Source organism: Burkholderia sp. USMB20, from assembly GCF_000949135.2.
Classification (GTDB): Bacteria; Pseudomonadota; Gammaproteobacteria; order Burkholderiales; family Burkholderiaceae; genus Burkholderia.
The window spans coordinates 199934-217597 of the sequence record NZ_JTAN02000019.1 but is presented as its reverse complement, the minus strand read 5'-3'; the positions used below and the strand labels follow the sequence as shown (position 1 = coordinate 217597).

Annotated in this window: 17 protein-coding genes and 1 pseudogene; 1 reads left to right on the top strand and 17 read right to left on the bottom strand. The window is 64.9% G+C overall.

The window, feature by feature from the left end; translation table 11 throughout:
- Positions 1 to 115: 115 nt before the first annotated feature.
- Positions 116 to 439 (top strand): annotated as a pseudogene (locus PL79_RS36750) (site-specific integrase); the annotation flags it as partial.
- A gap of 27 nt (positions 440 to 466) precedes the next feature.
- Here PL79_RS36750 and PL79_RS25550 read toward each other — a convergent pair.
- From PL79_RS25550 to PL79_RS25470, 17 genes are all read right to left on the bottom strand, one after another.
- Positions 467 to 841, bottom strand: a complete 375-nt coding sequence (locus tag PL79_RS25550; protein ID WP_044843480.1) for a copper resistance CopC family protein — start codon at positions 839 to 841, stop codon at positions 467 to 469.
- 2 nt (positions 842 to 843) lie between these two features.
- Positions 844 to 1752 (bottom strand): hypothetical protein, encoded by a 909-nt coding sequence (locus PL79_RS25545; protein WP_044843501.1) that lies wholly within the window; start codon positions 1750 to 1752, stop codon positions 844 to 846.
- A gap of 104 nt (positions 1753 to 1856) precedes the next feature.
- Positions 1857 to 2249: a DUF2946 domain-containing protein gene (locus PL79_RS37255; RefSeq protein WP_082088434.1), complete on the bottom strand. Its 393-nt coding sequence runs from the start codon at positions 2247 to 2249 to the stop codon at positions 1857 to 1859.
- A gap of 174 nt (positions 2250 to 2423) precedes the next feature.
- Entirely contained in the window at positions 2424 to 2933 is a 510-nt protein-coding gene (locus PL79_RS25535) for a four-helix bundle copper-binding protein (RefSeq protein ID WP_207671182.1), read from the bottom strand.
- Positions 2934 to 3106: 173 nt separating this feature from the next.
- Positions 3107 to 3973, bottom strand: coding sequence for an HvfC/BufC N-terminal domain-containing protein (locus PL79_RS25530; RefSeq protein WP_135801139.1), 867 nt, complete (start codon positions 3971 to 3973; stop codon positions 3107 to 3109).
- Positions 3957 to 4853, bottom strand: coding sequence for an MNIO family bufferin maturase (gene bufB, locus PL79_RS25525; protein WP_044843479.1), 897 nt, complete (start codon positions 4851 to 4853; stop codon positions 3957 to 3959). Before bufB ends, PL79_RS25530 begins: the two co-directional genes overlap by 17 nt.
- A gap of 37 nt (positions 4854 to 4890) precedes the next feature.
- Positions 4891 to 5145 (bottom strand): BufA1 family periplasmic bufferin-type metallophore, encoded by a 255-nt coding sequence (locus PL79_RS25520; RefSeq protein ID WP_044843478.1) that lies wholly within the window; start codon positions 5143 to 5145, stop codon positions 4891 to 4893.
- Between the two features lie 438 nt (positions 5146 to 5583).
- A complete protein-coding gene (locus PL79_RS25515) occupies positions 5584 to 6765 on the bottom strand; it encodes a PepSY-associated TM helix domain-containing protein (protein WP_044843499.1) in 1182 nt (393 codons plus the stop codon).
- Between the two features lie 7 nt (positions 6766 to 6772).
- Positions 6773 to 8698, bottom strand: a complete 1926-nt coding sequence (locus PL79_RS25510; protein ID WP_044843476.1) for a TonB-dependent receptor — start codon at positions 8696 to 8698, stop codon at positions 6773 to 6775.
- A gap of 419 nt (positions 8699 to 9117) precedes the next feature.
- Positions 9118 to 11235 carry a TonB-dependent receptor family protein gene (locus PL79_RS25505; RefSeq protein WP_044843475.1) on the bottom strand — a complete coding sequence of 706 codons (2118 nt, stop codon included), beginning with the start codon at positions 11233 to 11235 and terminating at the stop codon, positions 9118 to 9120.
- A gap of 154 nt (positions 11236 to 11389) precedes the next feature.
- Complete coding sequence (locus tag PL79_RS25500; RefSeq protein ID WP_044843474.1) at positions 11390 to 11809, bottom strand: DUF2946 family protein; 420 nt, start codon at positions 11807 to 11809, stop codon at positions 11390 to 11392.
- Positions 11787 to 13250, bottom strand: coding sequence for a PepSY-associated TM helix domain-containing protein (locus tag PL79_RS25495; RefSeq protein WP_044843473.1), 1464 nt, complete (start codon positions 13248 to 13250; stop codon positions 11787 to 11789). Before PL79_RS25495 ends, PL79_RS25500 begins: the two co-directional genes overlap by 23 nt.
- A gap of 311 nt (positions 13251 to 13561) precedes the next feature.
- A complete protein-coding gene (locus PL79_RS25490) occupies positions 13562 to 14047 on the bottom strand; it encodes a hypothetical protein (RefSeq protein WP_044843472.1) in 486 nt (161 codons plus the stop codon).
- Positions 14048 to 14146: 99 nt separating this feature from the next.
- Positions 14147 to 14713 carry a peroxiredoxin family protein gene (locus tag PL79_RS25485; protein WP_044843471.1) on the bottom strand — a complete coding sequence of 189 codons (567 nt, stop codon included), beginning with the start codon at positions 14711 to 14713 and terminating at the stop codon, positions 14147 to 14149.
- On the bottom strand, positions 14703 to 15695 hold the full coding sequence (locus PL79_RS25480) for a transporter (RefSeq protein WP_235879352.1): 993 nt from the start codon (positions 15693 to 15695) through the stop codon (positions 14703 to 14705). The genes PL79_RS25485 and PL79_RS25480 overlap by 11 nt, the downstream gene beginning before the upstream one ends.
- Positions 15696 to 15918: 223 nt before the next feature.
- Positions 15919 to 16281 carry a DUF2946 domain-containing protein gene (locus PL79_RS25475; RefSeq protein WP_044843469.1) on the bottom strand — a complete coding sequence of 121 codons (363 nt, stop codon included), beginning with the start codon at positions 16279 to 16281 and terminating at the stop codon, positions 15919 to 15921.
- Between the two features lie 476 nt (positions 16282 to 16757).
- The gene (locus PL79_RS25470; RefSeq protein WP_044843468.1) at positions 16758 to 17468 is read right to left on the bottom strand and encodes an MgtC/SapB family protein; all 711 of its coding nucleotides are present in this window, start codon (positions 17466 to 17468) and stop codon (positions 16758 to 16760) included.
- Positions 17469 to 17664 lie beyond the last annotated feature (196 nt).

Here is a 17664-nt window from a genome sequence, read left to right as displayed (position 1 = left end):
CTTCAGCCCGCGGCGGCGCCAAGACGTAACCGTGCCTGACAGCCAGTTTGTGCGCCTCAACGCCACCGTCGGTTTCGTCCGCAACCTCCATCGCCTCGCCGAGCGACACGCGTGCGTGTTGCCATGTGGCTCAGCGGGAGCGCTTCGCGGCGCGCATCGACAGATTTCGGCCGACACGGACGTCGGCGCCGTGCGCCCGTGGCTGGCGGAGTACGTGGGCTCGCCCCACATGCTGCGCAGCTGTCGCAAGGAGCTCGTGCGCCTGCTCGTATGGGCCACACGTGCGCTTGACAAGCCGCTCTCGAGCCTCACGCGCGAAGATTTCCTGCTGTATGAACGGTTCCTGGTTGCGCCCACCGCAGACTGGACGGACCCAGCCCTGCCGCGGCGCGGCAGCGCGCGGCGCTGGTTCGACAAGCCGCTCTCGGCGCAACCACGATCGATGCGAATACCATCGCCGGCTCCATCACTTCACCCTGAACGAATAGTCGCCATGCGTACGATGTCCATCCGAGGCCACTGCCACCCAATGGACGGTGTACCGGTCGACAGGCAGCGGTGGCAGCGCAACGCTGATCGACTTCCTGTTGCCGGGATTGACCTGCGCTTTCGCGGTGTTCATCTGCTTACCCGCCGAATTGCTGACGGTCAGCGAGCTGAATACGGGTTCGAGCGGCCCGTCGAACACAATCGTTACGTTAGCTGGCGCCGGCACTTCGGCGCCCGCCGACGGAGACTGGGTCTGCGGGAACACGTGCGCGAACGCGGCAGACGGCATCAGCATGACTGCTGCGATGGTTGCCGCGCCGTAGTCGCGCAGGCGACTGGTGAATAGCTTCATCGCTAATCTCCTTTGCCGAAAATCGGTTTGCCGAGCGAGTTCGGCAATACGTCGTCCAGGAACAGATGGGCTTGCAGCAGCACGCCGACGCCGGCGCTGCTCGCATGATTGACGGGAATCTGCGCTTCGACGCCGAACTGGCCCCAGCGATTCACCCACATCACGCCGGGATTGATCGTCCCGGTCGTGTGGCCTGAACATGGACTGGCGGTGCACGTACTCATTGGAAATTCGACAACCGGGATCAGGTTGCTGAACGGCGTCTTGAGCCCCACGTCCTGCACGAAGTTCTGCAGATAAGGCAGGCTGTATTGCACGGTGACGCCCCAGCTCAACGAATTCGGATCGGCACTGTTCAATGTCAGGCGCGGGCCAACGGTTCCTGTGATCGCCAGCGGCTTCAGGTATTTCAGACTGTCGGGCAGGTCGCCGAAGCCCTTGCCGAAGTAGAGCGTCGGCGTGATCGCCGAGTGTGGATCGGCGATCGACTGCGCCCCGGTCCCGCCCAACTCTGCGGTCGCGCCGACCGAGGCCATGAACTCGTGTTTTTCGTTCACGTAGAAGCGGTATTTGGCGCCGATCGCGAAGTTGTCGAAACCGCTCGCCGAGCCGCCGTTCGGCGCGTTCAGGTTGACGTACGTGCCCGTCACGGAAAGCTGGAAGCTCGGCGTGATCCGCTTGTCCCATTCGAGCGTCGTCGTATTGGTGTTCTGCTTGTCGCCGTCATCCGTGCTGGACTGCAGATGGCCGAATTCAAGGTTCAGTTCGTCGCCGACGCCGGGGTCGTCGACCGCCATCGTGGCAGGAAACACGCGATTGCCGGCCACCGCATGGGCTGCCGCATCAACTGAAAAGAGGCAAGGAGCGAGCGCGCATAGCGCCACGGCGCCCCGTTTGCGAGTGGTTCGCATGGTGATGTCCTGGTTGATTATGTAGGCGTCGCCGCAACAGACGCGCGACGACACAGCGATGCCGTTCAATGCGCGAGCATCGCGGGAATGCCATCAGCGGGGGATCAGGACAATACGGGAGGGGCGCGAGGCTGCGCGCGTGTCAGAACCGTGTATGGACGAAACACCGCAGCCACAACCGGCGTGACAAACCCGGCCGGTTGCGCAGGGATGCCGAATGCCACGAGCGCGCCAGGCAGCGTCGGTATGTGCGCAATCAAGCTGCAATACGGGCACGCGTCACAACCCGGCCATGAATCGGAACCATGATGGTGTGCGGCAGACCCAGCTTGGGCGAGATGAGCGACTACAGTCGCGTGATGCGCATGATGGGAATGATGCGCGCCTTCGGCCGACGCGCCACGCAGCGTCTGGGATATCGTCGGCGCGACCACGCTCAGCAGGATCGCGAAGATCCCGAGGAAAGCCCCGATCTTCTGACGGCAACGGCTGGGCATGGCAGACCCACGAGACGTCGATGCAATCAGTATGCGGAAAATCTGCGACGGGATGGTTGGACTTTGGGTTAGGTGGAAACCCGCAAAGAGGCTGAATCGGAGATGGCGGCCGCCAGTTGCGACCGCCAGGCAGAAGTGGAATTGCTATCGGAGGACGGAAGAACCCGCTGCGGTTCAGGTTGCCAGCGCTGCGCGGCACGCGTTAGCACATGCGCGGCATGACTCCATGCACGCCTTGCACGGCTCGTGTCGGTCAGCATGTTTTTTGCACTCCGCCTCGCAATCGTTGCATGCATCCAACGTGACTTTGGCGAGTGCCGGAAGGTAGTGCGCGTTCTGGTTGGCAAGTTGTTGTAGCGCGCCACAAAGAGCAAGCATCTGTGACACGCTGGTTGCACAGGCTGCCAGATCCTTGTTCCCCTTGCCCAGAAGACCAATGCAATGGCTCACGCACGCCTGGCCCGTTGATACGCACTCGCCCGCCGCATCGGCGAGCGCGCTGTAGTGACCACCATGATGCATGTGAGGGGTTTGCGCAGGAGCGCTTTCCTGGGCCGAGGCACGTTCAATTGTGGCCAATGCGGAAAGCGCCAGCAGCCCGGTACCGAATAGTGCGTCACGTCTGTCCATGTGAAAATCTCCGAAAAAATTTACCGCAATGACAAAACGTTCGAACGCCCGCATTCGTAGCCGCCGGGGAATGGGGCTGGAACGACCAGATCCTAACATCAAGGAAACGCTGATGGCTCAGTCAGGGTGGAGTTCATACCCGACCCATAGTCTCATCTACGTTGGGGCGCACAGTCGCCGTAAACGCGGCAGCAGCGACGATCAGTTCATCGTCACCCAAACACAGGTCAAACCGACCGTGCCGTGCCTGCGGCCGCGCCGGTAATTGCCGATGATGCTATCCACGTGTGCCATTGCGTGGCGAAATCGAATTCCGGATCGATCGCACATGCTGCGTCGAGTGCAACGGCCAGGGTACTTCCACTTTGTAGTGCGATGAAGGCCGCGTGCGCGGCCTCCGAGTGAACGAGCACCGTGGGTTGCCACACTGGACGGACGACGAGCGTCCACGTGGGTCCGTCGATTCGTTGCGGAAAAGTGCCACCTGGTTGATGCGCGCGCCAGATGTCTGCAATGGCGTAATCCGAGGCGATGGCCGTGCAGGCCGGATGCACCGCGAGTTGCGCATCCAGCAGGTGCTCGTCACCGAGTTCGACCCATTGCTGCGGTGTAAATGCCGAAGCGTCAGCGGCGAAGCAGGCAACGTGCAGCGCCCACTCGAGGCGCGCCACATCTGCAAAATATCGAAAGCGCGAGCCTCGCTCGTATTCGCCGACAAAGGCCGGCATTGCATTGCCGAAGCGATTGAGGTCACCGCTGCCGGACGGATGCGCACGGACATAGGCAAGGGACAGCGCATCGAAATATGCATCCCCGACCAGTGCCAGCAACACAGGATATGCGGTCGCGAGCGCCGCGCGCCAGCGCGAGCGGACGTTGCCCCGGTATAGTCCGACGCGCTGGTGCAGCGCCTCATCGGAACCGGTGGCTACCGGAAGCTGCGATTCAGCCGTCGCATGTGCACCGACTTGATCGAGAGCGCCGCCGGCGACCGGCGACAACGGCTTCACGAGTCTGAGCAGGGCCTCCTCCTGCTCCGGATCGTCAAGTGCGCTCGCGAACATTTGCTGGAGCAATTCAAGGTGTAAGGCCATCACGTTCCTGCCCTTGAGTCGCCTTCATTTCCTGTCGCACGTTCTCGCCTGCCCGGAGCTGCGCTGCGCGCGCGAGCCGGGCTTCGTCGACCAGCACGCTCATCGGCGGAATGTCCGTGTCCCATTCGATCAACGTTGGCACGTTGCCGAACCTGCGGAGTGCATATTCATAGAGGCTCCAGACAGCGGGCGCGACACGTGAGCCATGGTCATCGATTACAGCGGCACCGGTTACACGATGGCCCGCAAGATGGATTTCGCCGACCACGCTCTGCGGCAACGCGTCCATTGCCGCGATCGCGTTCTCTCCGTGATTGCACTGGTTCACGTATAGATTGTTGACGTCGAGGAGTACGCCGCATCCGGTTCGCCGAGCCAGTTCGGAGAGGAATACCGTTTCACCGTACCGGTCATCGTTGAACCGGAGCCAGGTGGAAACGTTTTCGAGCAGGATCGGCCGGCCGAGTACCTCCTGCACTTCGTCGACTCGCGCCGTGAGGTGAGCGAGCGTCGCGTCGGTCAGCGGCATCGGCAACAGGTCGTTCAGATGACCGGCAGCCGTCGCGCCCCAGCACAGATGCTCGGAGACGACCGCGGGTTCGATCCGCTTGACGAGGCGCTTGAGCCTGCCCAGATGACCGGCGTCAAGCGGGGTGACCGAGCCGAGCCCAAGGCCGACGCCATGCAGGCTGACCGACAGATCGCGTCGCACGGTGTCGAGCACGTGCAGGTCATAGCCGCCATCGCCGAAATAGTTCTCGCAATGCACTTCTACCCAGTCCACCACGGGCGGTGCTGCGAGAAAGTCAGCGTAGTGGGCGTGACGCAGCCCGATGCCGATGCCGGATGGCGCGGTGGCAACTGGATCGATTGCGATCATGAGAACACCGGCATGCTGCGACAATCGCTTCGCGACATCAGGGGCTGACCGTCCCGCCCAGTTCTGCGCAAGTGCCCGCTGGCACGATCTTGAAGTCGCCCTTGTCGTAGTCGACCTTCGCCTCACCCGCGCAGCCATGCACGCCGGTCTTGCTCCCGCAGTCGTTTTGGCCGGCCTTGGCGATGCCATAGCACATCACTTTGGCTTCCTCCGACGTGGCCGCGACGGCTGCTGCAGCTACGCCGGCGAGCGCCACGGCAAGCAGGGCCTGCCGGCTGAGATTCGATTTCATTTGCTTCTCCAGGGTAAGGGCGGCAAGCGATTGTCGAAGGTGTCGGAGCCACACATCCACGAGATAACCAGCGCTCGCAGACGCCGGGCTGGCACAACACCGTTTGCACATCCTGCCACTATCAGAACGAGCGTGATACAGCGTCTTCATAGATGCAGTGGGTCAAATACCCCACTTTCGTGGGGACCATCCCGCTGCGCCGTTGCTCCGAGCCCGTCAAGGCACGGAACGCCCGCAGATCGAGGCACTCATTGTGGGAACGTCGATGTCGCCGAGTCGTGTCATCCAGGCGATCCAGCGCGTGACGCAGGCTGAGCGACCATGCGCGCAGGCTCGTGCCGCCAACAAGTGGGGAGCGGTAAAAAGCGTCGCGCTGCAGGGCCACGACGCGTCGCGTTACGATCGTGCCCTCTGCGAACGAGATCGACCGGCTGGCCGTCATCGAGCGGATTCGCCGACCTTGATCGCGACGTCGGACGTGCCCGCGCGCTTCGCCGTACTCTTTTGCCGCCAGCGCAACACACCAGTCACGAACAGCAGCGGCAACGCAAACCCGGACACAAGGACGGCAATACGTCCGGGCAGCCCGAGCGCCTCACCGCTGTGCAACGGATGCAGCCACCCGAGAAGCGTATCGCCTGCGGACTGGGTCGCGACGTCGCGCGCGCCGATCACGGTACCGGTGTAGGCGTCGACCCATACGGTCGTGGCAGGGAACCGGAAACCGGGCTCACCTTGCCGGTGCAGCCGGAAGCGATAGCATCCCTGCGGACCGTCAGGCGTTTCGAGCCAGCGTGGCGTTGCATCGGAAAAGCGCTGTCGGGCCGCGTTCAGCGCTTCGTCGAGCGTGATCTGTCGGGGGCCGGGAACGCCTTTACACGTCGGCGGCACGAACAGCGGCGACACCCGCCCGATCATCGGGTTAAACGTCTCGGGCATGTTCAGCAGCACACCGGTCACGATCAGGATCGCGACGACAGGCAGCAGATAGACACCGCCGATCTTGTGCAGATCGTAGGTCGTACGCTGCCGACTTGCGTTGAATCTGACCGTCAACGCGGCGCGCAAACTCCGCCTTCTCGGCCACCAGAGATATAACCCCGAGCCGACGGATATCAGCGCAACGAGCCCAACGCAGCCGACGATCTGCCGTCCTGCTCCATCCATCAGCAACGTGTAATGCATGTCGTAGAGCCACGTCATCGGCGTGTTGCCCCAGAATGCGTGATGCACGATCCGCATGGAACGCGGATCGATCCAGACGAGCAGCGGCGCGAACGCCCTGTCCGCCTTCTCGCCGGGCCGATAGTAGCGTGCGCGGATGAGGGGCGACGTATCCGATGGAAGCTCCAGGCGCCAGCCGCGGTTCCGGTCCGGCCAGGTGCGCTTCAGCAGCCGCACGATCGATTCGTAGGTCGGCGCGTCGTTCGGCATCGACGTGTACCCGATTGCCGGCAGCTCGAACGCTTCGTCGATCGTCGTGTAGAAGACGAGCGCGCTGCCCGTCAGGCCGATCACCGCCAGCAGCGCGCCCACTGTCAGCCCAAGCCAAAGATGGATGCGCAGCCACACGGCGCGCATCCTGCGCTTGCGGGTTCCGGTTTGTGCGAGGTCACGCATCATCGTGTCAATAGCTCACGGTCAATGAAGCGAACGCCGCACGTCCCGGTGCCGGCGAATGGAGCGCCTGCGTGCCGTCGTACCACACGTACTCGTTGAAACGGTTGAACAGATTCGTCACCTGCACGTCGATGGTCATCGATTTTGACAGCCGATATGCGGCACGCGCATTCACCGTGACCGCATCGCCGAATTTGCCTTTCGTGTTCGTTTGTTCGAGGTAGTACGCGCTTTGCGCGTTCGCCCATGCGGACAGGCGAAGATCGGTCGTCGCCTGATAGTCGACACCTGCCGACAGCAGATGGTTCGGCACGTGGTCGACCTGCTTGCCGGCGCTGCCCGGACTCGTTGGCCCCGGATCGACGATGCGTGCCATCTGGTACGTGTACGCGAACCACAGTGCGACGTCCCGCGTCATGCGCAGGTTCGCCTGCAGGTCGACGCCGCGGCGCTTTGTCTTGCCGAGGTTGTCGTAGTCGCCGGTCGGATCGTTGAGCTTGCGGCGGACTTCGTTGGTTGCGAGCTGCTCCCAGTAGGCAACGCGTCCATCGATCCAGTCTGCCGGCTGGAACTTCATGCCGATCTCCCAGCCGTCATTGATCGAAGGTGCAAGGTCGGTCGTGCGCGGCGGAATCTTGTACGCACCCGCGCCGACGCCAACCTGAAACGAACGCCCGTAATTGCCGTAGAAGCTGTAGCCATGCCACGGCGAGTAGACCGCGCTGATCTTCGGCTGCTGGATCAGGCCGTAGTCATTCATGTCGTAGCGCTTGCCGGTCAGGTTATTGGTCAACTGGCCGCTCAGCACATCGATCCGGTAGGCCGGGATGATCTTCAGCGTGTCGGTCGGCTTGACGACGGCTTGCACATACGCCCCCCACGAATCGTACGAAAACGCCTGATCTCGGGTCTGCGATGTGCGCACGTGCTGGTTCGTCAGCCAGCGGCGGCTCACGTCGTCTTGCCACTCGCCGCTCGCGCCCGCTTCCAATGCGAGATCGCGTAACCAATTCACCTGCGGGCGAAACGTCAGCGTGCTCAGGAAGCCGAGATGTCGCTCGTCCGAGAAGCGCTCCTGCTGGCTCGTCGATGCAGAGAACGTCACCCAGCGCCGCTCGCGGAAGGTGTTCATGTACGCGGTCGACGACCATGACAGGCGGTTGGTGAGATCGACGTCTGCAACCAGCGCGTACTGGCCGGTTTCTCGTGTTGCACGATCGGTCGCGTTGAACGCGTAAGACTCGGTCGGATGCGTGCGTGCGTCCACATCGGTCAGGTAGCCCGGTTCATCCGCCGACACGCGCGCGTAACGCGCAGAGAGGCCGAGACGTACGTTCGACGTCGGACTGTAGAACCATTTTCCGGCCAGTCCGGCCTTGTCCATGTCCGAATGATCGCGAGATCCCTGCGATTGGCGATAACCGAACGCGTAGTTTTGCGAGAACGTATCCGTCTCCCGGCCCGCGACCGTTTCCGCGTCGAACGTGTTGTCGCTCCCGTAGCCGATTCGGCCGCGCGCGTAGTTGCCGCCCGTCAGCGTCGCAATGCTCGCGTTGCCGGCGATATTGTGCAGGCCGTAGCGCGGATCGTTGGTGCCGCGCACCGTCTCGAGCGAATCGATCTCGAGCGGAAACACGGCATCCATGAACGGCATGTTGCCGTCGTTGCTGTTCGACGGGACGCCGTCGATCAGAAGCTTGACCGCATTGATCTCGCCTTCGCCGTTGAAGCCGCGAAACGACAATTTTCCGGACGTCGTGCCTTGATTGAAGTCGGTCAGCAGCACGCCCGGCATCTGGCCGAACAGTTCCCAGGGGCTGCGCACGTTCCGGTTCTCGATATGGTCAGCGTCGACCCTGTCGACGGACGTCAGGATGTTCTTCGTTGTCAGGGAGCCCGTTCGCGCGCCGCTCACGTCGATGGTGCCCAGCACGAATGTCGAATCGGTGTTGCCAGAAGCGCCGGGAGGTGCTGATTTCGGTGCTGTCGCGGCGCTGCTGCGATGCGCCTTGGCAGGCTCGCTTGCGTCACGATCCCAGTCCTGTTGCTGGACGGGCTCCGCCTGCGCCGTCAGGGCGACGGCGAAGCATGCCGGAATGAACCACGTTGCTGGATATGCTCTTTTGCTCATTGGAAATGTCTGTCACACAATCGATCGGGTAAAGATGCGACCGCATGAATGGATCGAATGCGAAAATCGCGTGATCGGGAATCGCCGTTCAACGGCCAGTGGTCGAGCTCGGAATCAGGGCGTTTCAACCGTGGAAGATGCCGCGTGCGACACCGGGGCATGAAGGGCCAGCAGCACGAGCGTCGAACGGGTCAGACTGGAACGTTTCATCGTTGCTCTCCTCAGAACGCGTAACGCATGCCGGCGAAGATGCTGCGGCCCTCGCCGGGGTAGAAGATCGCCGTGCTGCTCGCGGTGCGCGCGTTGGCGACCGTGCTGATGTCGCTCACGTAGCGCTTGTTCGTCAGGTTGCGCGCGTCGACGAACAGCGACAGCCCGTTGCGCAAGTCGTAGCCGGCCTGCAGGCCCAGCAGCGTGTAGCTCGGCACGCGCAGCGTGTTCGCATCATCGGCCCACGCGCCCGACGGCACCCAGTCGAGCGTCGCAGCGATGTGGAAGCCGCTCGGACGCGAGTAGCCAAGCGTCGCGCGCAGCACGTTGAGCGGCACGCCCGCGATCCGGTTGTTGCCGTACTGCGGATCATCCTTGAAGCGGAAGTCGTTCAGGTTCCAGAGCCCCGACAGCGTGATCCTGTCGCCGACGCCGCGGCCCGTGACGTTGCGGAACAGCTCGACCGACGCGCCGGCCTCGATGCCCTGCAGGACCGTCTTGTTCGCGTTGAACGTCGACGCCGGAACGTCCGGGTTCGTCGTGTACTGCAGCAACTGGTCGCGCACGATCGAGCGATACGCGGTCACGTCCCAGCTCATGCGGTCGCGCGTGCCGCGCGTGCCGAACTCGAGCGTCCACGCGTGCTGCGACGCGAGCGGCGTGAAGCGCGTCGTGTTCGAGAAGGTCTGCGTCAGATCGCCGAAGTCGGGCACGTCCTGGCTGCGCGTGATGTCGACATAGGCCTGCGTGTTCTTGTCCGGCTGCCACAGCAGGCCGAGCTTCGGATTGATCCCGCTGTAGGTCGCGCTCGTCGACTTGTAGGCCCGATCGGTCGCGAGCCCGCCGTTGTCGATGTATTCGCGCACCGAGCGCAGCGCCTTCACGCCGGTCATCAGCGCGACCGTCGGCAGGAAGAACAGCCGGTTTTCGACATAGGCCTCGTAGTTGAACGCCATCTGCGTCGAGTCGAGCGTCTGCCTGCCCTTGTCGCCGTTGACGTTCACGTATTGGTTCGCCTGTGTGCGTCCGCCGAAGAAGCGCGCGCCGACGATCAGGTCGTTGCGCATCCCGCCCACCGTCAGGTGGCCCGTATAGCGCGGCGCGAAGCCGTACGTCCAGCCGTCCTGGTCGAGCGCCTGGAAGATCGGGTGATACAGGCTCTTGTGAATCGCCCACGTGTCGAACTGCAGTTCGCCGGAATCGAGCTTCACCGTCGTCCGGTTCGCGATCCGCTCGGTGCGCGTGTTGCGCGCCTGGTCGCCGGATAGCGCGTTCGGCGCGGCCTTCGTCGGATTGTTCAGCGCGTCGGACAGCGACAGCGTGCCGGGCAGCAACTGGTCGACGACGTACACGCCGACGTAGAAGCGCGTCTCGACCGTCGGGCTGAACCGGTAGCCGACGTTCGCGTTGAACTGCTCGTACTGGCCGCGTTCATGAGCGCGATAGCCGTCCGCGTGATTCACGCTGAAGTTCGCGAGGAAATCGAGCGGGCCGATCACGCGCGAGAGCTGCGCGCTCGTGCGGACCGTGCCGTAGCTGCCGCCTTCGACGCGCAGGATGTTCGGTGCGTCGGCCGTGTACGCCGTCGGCGTAATGAAGTTGATCGCCCCGCCCAGCGTCGACGCGCCGTACGCGAGACCGTTGCCGCCCTTGTAGACTTCAGCCGCTTGCAGCGCGAGCGGATCGATCTGGTAGAAATCGCCGCTGCCGTCGGCGAGGTTGGTCGGGATGCCGTCCTGCAGGATCTCGAGGCCGCGCGTGTGGTAGCCGCGCGCGATCCCCGAGCCGCGGACCGACAGGCGCAGTTCCTGTCCGTAACGATTCTCGACGAACACACCGGGCACATCCTTCAGCACGTCGCGCAGCGTGAACGCGTAGGTGTTCTTGAAGCTGTCGGCGTCGACGAAGCCGACCGCGCCGACGGTCTGGTCGAGCGTACGCTTCAGGTCGTTGGTCGATTTCGACGTCAGCGAATCCGTCGTGCGGTTCGCGTTGACCGTGATCGCCGGCAACATCGATGCGGCCGGCGCGCCGGTCGTCGCGGCAGCGCTCTGCGCGCACGCGGCCGATGCGGAAAGGACGGAGATCGCACCAGACAGCGCGATGGCCATGCGGGATAAGGGAAACATGTCGTTATGCGTATGAAATGGGTGTAATGGGTCGATGCGCCGCGCCGCGCACGGCAGTCGCTGCCGCGCGCGGACACGGCCGGGGCATCGGCAGTGCGGGCAATCGGGACGAGCGGGCTCGCGCGGTCGTGCGGTGGCTCGCTCGCGAAACGCGTCAGGAACGCGCGAGCGGCGGCCCGCGCGCAGCGAGTGCATAGCGCGCTGCCGGGCGGCGGCCGAGCGGGATCGGCGGCTCGTGCAGCACGTGCTGCACGGCCGGGGAATCGGGGAAGTGAACTGCGTATTGCAGCGGCGGATGACCGGCGAGGAATCCGCAATAGCCGCAGCGATCGAGATGCGAGCCTGATGGCGTGTGAGGGTCGGCGTGGACCACGGAGACGACGCCCGTCGCCGAGCAAATCGCCGCGACGGGCATGCCGGGATTTTGTTCACCGGCACGCAGTTGCGAGACGACCGGCGAAACGAGCGCCAACACCAGCGCCAACAGCCCGAGCCACGCCGTGGCTCGGGCCTGTCGCGTCGGCGTGCTCTGCGCGCCGGCGCGGAACGAATCAGGCCGCCGTGCGCGCCGCACGGCCGAACAGCAACCGGTCGATCAGCCAGACGCCGAGGATCGTCGTCCCCATCAACGGAAACACGATGCCGAGCAGCATGAGCCCCGCGATCCAGGCGCGCATCCGCGGTGCACCGCGTTCGCGCGTGGGTGCACCCAGTTTCCCTGCCGGGCGGCGCTTCCACCACATCACGGCGCCCGTGACGGCCATCGCGGCGAGCCCGAGCGACAGCACCGCACAGACGATCTGGTTCGCGAGCCCGAAGTAACGACCCATGTGCAGCGATGTGCCGTACGACACGGCTTTCGACACCGCGCCGTAGTCGTCATAGCGGACGTCCTTCAGCACGGCACCGCTGTACTGGTCGATGTAGATCGTCCGCTCCGCTTCAGGGTCGGCCGGGAAGTACGACGCGGTGAACACGCCGTCCGCGCCCGCCGGCAACGCGAGCGTGTAGCCGTTCGTCACGCCGAGCCCGGCGACGAACGCGATCGCGCGTGCGAGCGGCAGCGGTGCCGGCGTCGGCGCCGACGGCGAATGCGGAACGGGCACGTTGCCGACCGCCCATGGCGTTTGCGGCAGCGGCAGGTCGTCCATCACCATCCCCGGCATCGGCCCGCCCGATTCGTGGTGATGGCCGGCCGGTGTCGCAGCCGGCGCTCGCGCGGGCACCGTCGCGATACCCGGGCGCGTCGAGCGCACCGACGAGCCGCCCCACGCGCCGTCCGGCTCACCGAGGTTCACGGTCGCGGCGAGCGCCTTGAAGCTCTTGCCCCACGAGCCCGACCATGGCAACCCTGTCAGGATGAACGCCACCGTGCCGGCCGCGAGCCAGATGCCCGCAGTCGCGTGGAGGTTCTTCCACAGCGGCCGACCGCGCAGCGAGAGGTCTGGCCGTAGCGCCCGCCCGACGCTTGCCGCGCCGCGTGGCCACCACAGCGCGACCCCGGTGCCGATCATCACGAAGGTCCAACACGCGGCAAGCTCCATCAGCAGTTCGCCGGTCTTGCCGAGCAGCAGCTTGCGATGCAGCATCCGGTCGACCTGCATGAGCCGGCGCTCGACGCTCAGCGTGCCGAGCACACTGCCGTCGTACGGATTCACGTAGACGCTCTCGCGGCGGCCGTCGCGCAGCCGGAATACATACTCTGCGCTGCGATCCGGTGCCGTGGATACCTGGATCGACACCGGCGTGGCGCCGGCCGGCATCGCGCCGCGCGCCTTCGCGAGCAGCGTGTCGGCATCGAGTTTCGGCGTATCGCGCGGCGCGACGATCAGCCGATGCGGATACAGCAACGGCTCGATCTGTGGCTGGAAGCAGTACAGCGTCCCCGTGATCGCGAGGATCACGAGGAACGGCATCACGAACAGGCCGGCGTAGAAATGCCAGCGCCAGAGCGTCCGGTAACCGGCGCTTGCGGAGCGAGCGGGCGAGATCGCCTGCTCGACGGCGGTCGACATAGTGTTACCTCCTCGTTGTCGTCGATCGGAAGGGGCAGCCCTCGTCGCGACGTGATGCGCAACCCGGCAGCGACAACGACGTCGCAGGTTACGCGCGGCACCGACCGGCGGCGGCACGGTACGGCACGCGCAGGTCGAAATGGCATACGTGCTGCGGCGGAACGTGCGACGCGCGGCACGCGCAAGCGGCGCGCATGCCGACGTCACACGCGCGGCGCGAGCATTCGGTTGAATTGATGATGCAGGTTCAGCGAAACGAACGGCATGAAACCCCGCGCACGTCGACGCGCACGGGCAATACACCGGAACGTTCAGCAGAACTGAGGCGGGGCCCGGGAGGGTGGACGATCGTCGAATATCGATCGCGCAGGGAGAACACCGTCGGGCGGAAGGCGGAAGCGCCGCGGAGCCGCGGCGGGAAACAGCAGCACGAGCAGTACGAACGACACCAGTGCGGCGAACAGTGCCGCGCTGAACGCACAGACGCCGTTGCTGCTATCGGCGGACGCCGGCTTGCCGGCGTCGGTACCGTGCTTGAGCACGTTGACGAGCGCCAGTGCATCGTTGGCCGGCGTGATCGGCGCGCTCGCGTCGAAACGCGCTGTCAGCGCGGTCGCGCCGATGATCAGCGGACCGCGGCCGGAGCACAGCACCACCGAGCCCGCATCCGGACCGTCCGGATCGAGCATCACGGCGCCCGACATCAGCGCGCGAGACAGCAGTGACACGAGGATGAGAATCCACAGTAGCTGTCGCGCGACGCCAAGCCGGTGCAGAAAGTGGCGAAGTGCGTTCATGGCGCGCGATTGTACATCGGCTCGGCACGACAGCCGATTCCCCTGTTGCTATACCCGCGATCAATCAGTTCACGGGGTTCAGTTGATTTCGCCGCCATTTCAACCATGCAACAGCGGCGTGACGACGCGCTCGAGGCGATCAGCTGTCCAGGCAGGCTTCGGATCATCCCAGCCGTTGTCGACGAGGAGCCCGTTCCGGTCGATTGTGAAGTTCACCGGGATGCGCCAGACGCGGCCATATGCGCCAGCGTAGGCACTGCCCAGCAGGCCGACCGGAAAGCTCAAGCCGGCCGCCACTTGCCGGACGTCCGCGAGACTCTCCGGCCCGTCCAGGCTGAAGCCGAGCACGCGCAGGCCTTTCGCCGCATGACGCGCGGCATACGCGGACAACAGCGGGAGCTCGGTTCGGCAGGGCTCGCACCAGGTCGCCCAGAAGGTCAGGATGACGACGTTTCCGCGCAGATCCTCGGTGGCGATGCTTTGTCCGTCGATCGTGTGCAGAACCAGTCCGGGCGCGGGACGGCCGACTGCCAGACCGTTGGCCTGCGCGGCCGGGAGCCAGCCGCCGACACAGGCACCCACCGCCACGCCTGCAGCCGTGCGCAGCCAGTCGCGTCGCGACCGGCCGCGCACGGTGCGCGGCGACCTGTCCATGTCAGAACGCATAACTCGCTCCCACCGTGCCCGACCAGCGCGGGAATAGCTGATAGCCGCTGAGGCGGCTATACAGCGACTTCTGGACGAACGCATACACGTTCAGGTTCTTCACGACGTTCACCGTCACGCCGGGCGACAGATAGACGACCGTGCCCGCCGTGTTGGCAGTGTCGGCGAGTGCGCCCTGGTCCGCGCTCTTGCGGGTCACGTTGATCTGGAGTTGCGGGACGATCCTCGGGTTCGCTTCGTAGCGCAGGCCGATGCTGACCGTCGCCTGGTTGCCGGGCCGGAAGTCCTGGCCGAGGCCGTGGAGGTTCTCGAACACGGCCGACTGGAACTGGCCGTTGACGAATGCATCGAAGTTCTGGCTGATCGGCTGGTAGTAGTACGCGCCGACGATCACGTCGGTGCTGCCGGTACCGGGCTGCAGGCTGGTATCCAGGGCCTGGCCGTTCGCGCCGTTCGGGCCCGACGAGAAGAACACCGGGCTGCGGCCGACACTGGCGCCCGTCAGTACGTTCTGGCCGCCGTATTTTCCGGTCGGCAGCTTGACGCCGAGCTGCACGCCGAGATTGTGGGTCGGCAAAAAGCCCTGATAGCTGGCGATCAGCTTGATGTCGCCAAGCCCCTTGCTCGTGACGCCGCTCAGGTTGTCGGGGGTAAGCTGATCCGGCGTCGCGTTGCCGTACGTCGAGTGGCCGCGGTCGATGAACGGGACGATGGCGCTGAAGTTCCACTTCGGGTTCGGGCTGTAGTTGATCCCGAGGTTCCAGTAGCGGTTGATCGTCTGGTGCTCGACTTCCTGGCTGCCGCCCGCCGCATTGATCGCCGCCGGCACGCCGGGCGATACCGCGCTCGTCCCGTTGCGCAACTGGTTCTGCGGAAGGAAGGTGTAGTCCAGGCTGATGCGCCAGCCGGGCATCGCCGAATAGCCCATCGCGGCATCGGTGCTCAGCGAGCAGCCGCAGGTTGCGCACGCGCGGGCGGCCATCGGCAGGGTCAGGCCGGTCAGGCAGACGAGCGCGGCGAGGGCCGCGTCGACGGTTTTCTTCGATTCGATTCGCATGTCATCCAACTTTCATCTGGCACGGACGCGCACGCGCGATCCGCGTGTCGCGGATGCACGGATGTGGCGTGTCCAAATTACAAACGAGCGACCAAAGGCGTTCCGCGCGATTCTGCGGAAGCGCTCTATATGGCCGGAAATAGTTGCTTCAGATGAAGGACGGTGAATCCCGGGGGCGTGCTGCCCGGCGTACGTCCCGAGAGACGAACGCAAGCGAAGCCGAAGGTTGTTCGACGCCGTAGCTTTCGACCGCGTGCAGTTGCGGTATCGCGGATGCCGGTGCCGGCACGTGATGGGCGAGCAGATCGCAATATCCGCACGCATCGAAGTGGACCGCCGGCGCGTGATGGTCGGCGTCCGACTGCCGGTCGACCGAGCAGATCGGTGCGATCGGCGTATCCGCGTCGCGAGCGGCGAGGCCCTGGCTCACGCTCGGCGCAATGACGATGAGCCACATGGCAAAAATGCCAAGCCAGGCGGTCAATCGGTTGCGGGAACGTGCGGTCGTCATGGAGGGCACCGGAAAGTGCGTGCATTCTAGTTGAAACGGGCCGCAGCGAGCGGAAAATCACGATCCGCACAACACAGCATTTTTTTCCTATTGCCGAGTTGCGTCGGCGACGCGTGCGCCGGTGGACGATGCAACGGACGTCGCGCCATCGAAAGCCGAGTCAGCCCGGCTATCCGCATTGGTGTTTGCTCGAACACCATTGCAGAATCCGATGCGACATTCTCGACGCACGGTTGCCCGCCACGCAGGCTGCGATGACGCGCTTTGGGCCCCGCACCGCAAATCGCGGATCGCGGATCGCGGATCGCGGATCGCGGATCGCGGATCGCGGATCGCGGATCGCAGGTGCGTGGACGTCATGCTCTCCTCGAGCACGATTTTCGACGCGTATTCACAATGCAGGAGAAACCACGATGTACTCGACTCCCAGCCGTCAGGCATGCAACCCGCCGACGTTCCGGCAAGCGCGGTGCGGCTCAGTTCTCCTCGGAACAGCGGATCGACGTCAGGCCGGCCGATTCGACGATCCGGATCAGTTGACGCAGCATCGCATCGGCGTCGGCCGGTTCGCGCCACTTCACGAGCAGTTCTTCCTCGCGCAACGCACGCGCGGCCGTTTCGCGAAAACCGCGCGTGCGGCACGCGAAGCCCGCATTGTGCAGCCCGGTCGTCAGGCGCTCGCGCGCCGTCGAGCCCAGTTCGTACTCGACCGTGACCAGCGCAGTCCTGACGCTGCGCACGCGCTGCTCGACCAACCGCAGCGGCCATACGACCAGGAGGGCGAGTGCGAGCCCGAGCGCGCCGAGCGACAGCTGGCCGCCGCCGATGCACAGTCCGACGACGGTGACGAACCACAGCGTCGCGGCCGTGGTCACGCCGGACACGAGGCCGTCGCGATGCAGGATCGCGCCGCCGCCGATGAAGCCCATCCCGGTCAGGATGCCGAGCGGCAGGCGCATCGGGTCGAGCACCGAGAACCCGTCCTGCGGCTTGCCGGCCTGCGGCAGCAGCGCATTGACCTGCAGCATCGCCAGGCACGCGGCGAGACAGACGAAGATCGTCGTGCGCAGCCCTGCCGTCTTGCCGGATTCGCTGCGATCGAGGCCGATCAGCCCGCCCGCGACGAGCGCCAGGACGATCCTGACGAGGACCGCATCCCACTGAAGTACGACCGGCATCGGCTCCATGCGCGCCTCCCTGTAAATCTTCTTGCGTGATGCGTCGCGGCGTGGCCGCGGACGACGCTTGCGGCGCGCAAGGTTCGGGCCCGGCTCGCGCGCCTGTCGCAGTGTCGGCGTGTCGCCGCGCGCACGGCCAGCGCCCTGACCGCTCAGTCGTCGCGCGCGCATGCGACCGGGCCGCCGTCACGGTCCCGTCCTTCTC

Bases quoted from the DNA above. Each gene is read 5' to 3' on its own strand.
- PL79_RS25550 (WP_044843480.1), bottom strand. From the start codon at position 841: ATGAAGCTATTCACCAGTCGCCTGCGCGACTACGGCGCGGCAACCATC.
- PL79_RS25545 (WP_044843501.1), bottom strand. From the start codon at position 1,752: ATGCGAACCACTCGCAAACGGGGCGCCGTGGCGCTATGCGCGCTCGCT.
- PL79_RS37255 (WP_082088434.1), bottom strand. From the start codon at position 2,249: ATGCCCAGCCGTTGCCGTCAGAAGATCGGGGCTTTCCTCGGGATCTTC.
- PL79_RS25535 (WP_207671182.1), bottom strand. From the start codon at position 2,933: ATGCGGGCGTTCGAACGTTTTGTCATTGCGGTAAATTTTTTCGGAGAT.
- PL79_RS25530 (WP_135801139.1), bottom strand. From the start codon at position 3,973: ATGGCCTTACACCTTGAATTGCTCCAGCAAATGTTCGCGAGCGCACTT.
- bufB (WP_044843479.1), bottom strand. From the start codon at position 4,853: ATGATCGCAATCGATCCAGTTGCCACCGCGCCATCCGGCATCGGCATC.
- PL79_RS25520 (WP_044843478.1), bottom strand. From the start codon at position 5,145: ATGAAATCGAATCTCAGCCGGCAGGCCCTGCTTGCCGTGGCGCTCGCC.
- PL79_RS25515 (WP_044843499.1), bottom strand. From the start codon at position 6,765: ATGCGTGACCTCGCACAAACCGGAACCCGCAAGCGCAGGATGCGCGCC.
- PL79_RS25505 (WP_044843475.1), bottom strand. From the start codon at position 11,235: ATGTTTCCCTTATCCCGCATGGCCATCGCGCTGTCTGGTGCGATCTCC.
- PL79_RS25495 (WP_044843473.1), bottom strand. From the start codon at position 13,250: ATGTCGACCGCCGTCGAGCAGGCGATCTCGCCCGCTCGCTCCGCAAGC.
- PL79_RS25490 (WP_044843472.1), bottom strand. From the start codon at position 14,047: ATGAACGCACTTCGCCACTTTCTGCACCGGCTTGGCGTCGCGCGACAG.
- PL79_RS25485 (WP_044843471.1), bottom strand. From the start codon at position 14,713: ATGCGTTCTGACATGGACAGGTCGCCGCGCACCGTGCGCGGCCGGTCG.
- PL79_RS25480 (WP_235879352.1), bottom strand. From the start codon at position 15,695: ATGGCCGCCCGCGCGTGCGCAACCTGCGGCTGCTCGCTGAGCACCGAT.
- PL79_RS25475 (WP_044843469.1), bottom strand. From the start codon at position 16,281: ATGACGACCGCACGTTCCCGCAACCGATTGACCGCCTGGCTTGGCATT.
- PL79_RS25470 (WP_044843468.1), bottom strand. From the start codon at position 17,468: ATGGAGCCGATGCCGGTCGTACTTCAGTGGGATGCGGTCCTCGTCAGG.